We start from the raw sequence: 2,258 nt of genomic DNA on the forward strand, positions 1-2,258 counted from the left end.
ATATTTAAACCGAGATATGTACCTAAGATAGTTTCACTTTGCCTGTTCCAGTCATCGTTGTTATTCTTGGAATGCCCATAAGGGTTAAGAATAATTTCTAATCTGTTTCCAATAACCTTTGTGAAAGAAAAGGATTCGGTGAAATCCGAAAAGCTAGAAAAGTAACTTCTCGCTTCAGTAGAAACACCAATAATAGAGTTCTCTGGAAAAAACTGTTTTTCCGATTCTTGCGCGTACAAACTGGAACTAAATATTAAAGCAATCGGGAGAAGTAAATAGGTCAGGTTGGTGCTCATAAGGTTTTGATTAGAAATATGAATGTGTAGTAAATATAAAATTTTCTATCGTCATCATCTTGTGTTCGATTTTGGCAGCTGTTCTTAAAGTTTAGGAACAGGAGATTACATTTGAAAAAAGGATCGGAGAATAAAGGGCTTGAACACTATAAAGAGATAGATTTGGGCTTAGCAAAGTTAATTCTATATATAAAACGGTAGACCAAAGTTAGTGAGTAATACACCTTGTACATATTGTAAAACTACCGATAGCGTTGAGCTATATGGTACGTACGATACTTTTGGAAATGACTATACTCTGAGAGAATGCAACCAATGTGAAGCTGTATTTCTAACTCCTGCCCCAGATGATGAATTGTTAGCTCAAGCTTACGATGAGAGCTACTATGGAGAAGGGGAAGAAAAATTCAACGAAGGCCTCATTGAAAAAATGCTCGATTATTTTAGAAGACAAAGGGCCAAGCTTGTAGCTAAAAATACAGTTGAGGGAGGCAAAGTTTTAGACATCGGTTGTGGAAATGGTCGCTTTTTATCGTTTGTAAAAGAAGAAGGAAATTTTGATATACAGGGTATCGAGATGGAAGGTGGATCTGCGGATAGAGCGGAACGAATAGAAGGCTTGAACCTTAAACGGGGTACTCTTGAATCTTCAGATTTCGAGGAAAATAGTATTGATGCAATAACGATGTTTCATGTATTTGAACACCTTACCGAACCGGCCAAGACATTAGAGATAATGTCGAATATTATTAAGCCAAACGGAGTAGTGGTTATGTCGTTTCCAAACATAGATAGCTTTCAAAGCAGATTTTTTAAAGGAGACTGGCTTCATTTAGATCCTCCTCGGCATCTGTTTTTCTTTAGACCAAAACTGTTTAAAGCCATAATGAAAGCACATGGTTTTGAATTAGTTAGAGAAAGATATTTTTCAATTGAATATAATCCATTTGGTTTTCAGCAGAGCTTGCTAAACAAACTTTTTAAGAAAAGGGAAGTATTATACGAGTCCTTAAAAGGGAATAAGGAATATGTGAAAGAGTATTCGTCGTTGAACTTATTATTGCAAAATTTGTTTTTTAAACTTTCCGCTCCACTATTTATATTGATGGATGCAGTGGATTCTTTGTTCAGCAAAGGAGCTACTGTTGAGTTCGTTTTTAGAAAAAAGGGATAATTTTATTGTAAGCATCAACCAACAATTAATTTGAAGGCAGTATTTCTTTATTCTGAGTTAGCCGGTTATTCTTTAGCTTGTTTTAAAGCCTTTTGCGAACAGGGTAATGAACTTCTCATATACCGCTGGCCCATAAATTCGGAGGCGCCTTTCGTTTTTGATTCTATTGCGAACTGTGAAATAAAAGACAGATCTGGTGTATCTGTTGAGGCAATAAAAGAAGAAATAGAATCTTTTGGAGCCGATGTAATAGTTACCAGCGGTTGGCTTGATAAAGATTATTTGGAGATTACCAAAAGCTTCAAGGGAAAGATCCCAACAGTTCTTATAATTGATAACCATTGGGAGGGAAACCTCCGACAACGTTTTGCGTCGTTGATTTCTCCTATTTACCTCAAGAGAATATTTTCGCATGCATGGGTCCCAGGAAAACTACAGAAAGTGTTTGCGGAGAAGTTAGGCTTCGGTGGGAAGATAAGTGAGGGGTTTTATAGCGCCGATGTCGATCTGTTCGAGAAGATTGGGGAAAGAAGTACAGAGGCGAAACAGAAGTCTTATCCGAAGCGCATCTTATACGTTGGAAGGTATACACAACATAAAGGCATTTTTGAGCTTTGGGAAGCATTTAAGAGTGTTACAAATTCGTTTCCCGATTGGGAGTTGTGGTGTGTTGGTACAGGAGATGCCTACGAGCAGCGTGTAATTCACAATAAAATAAAGCACTTCGGTTTTCTACAACCAAACGAAATGCACGATATTATAGATCAATCCGGTGCCTTTATTCAGCC

3 protein-coding genes are annotated in these 2,258 nt (G+C 37.2%); 2 read left to right on the forward strand and 1 reads right to left on the reverse strand.

The annotated features are described in order from the left end of the window. Window positions 1-296, reverse strand: a 296-nt coding sequence (locus HRT72_10140; protein ID NQY68063.1) for a hypothetical protein, incomplete at its 3' end; no start/stop codon positions are given. 211 nt (window positions 297-507) lie between these two features. Between HRT72_10140 and HRT72_10145 the strand changes: the two genes are divergently transcribed. Both HRT72_10145 and HRT72_10150 read left to right on the forward strand, forming a co-directional pair. Further along, window positions 508-1,470 carry a class I SAM-dependent methyltransferase gene (locus HRT72_10145; GenBank protein ID NQY68064.1) on the forward strand — a complete coding sequence of 321 codons (963 nt, stop codon included), beginning with the start codon at window positions 508-510 and terminating at the stop codon, window positions 1,468-1,470. A gap of 30 nt (window positions 1,471-1,500) precedes the next feature. Further along, window positions 1,501-2,258: glycosyltransferase (locus HRT72_10150; protein NQY68065.1), on the forward strand; the 758-nt coding region annotated here is incomplete at its 3' end.

Source organism: Flavobacteriales bacterium (assembly GCA_013214975.1).
In the GTDB taxonomy this organism is placed as follows: domain Bacteria; phylum Bacteroidota; class Bacteroidia; order DT-38; family DT-38; genus DT-38.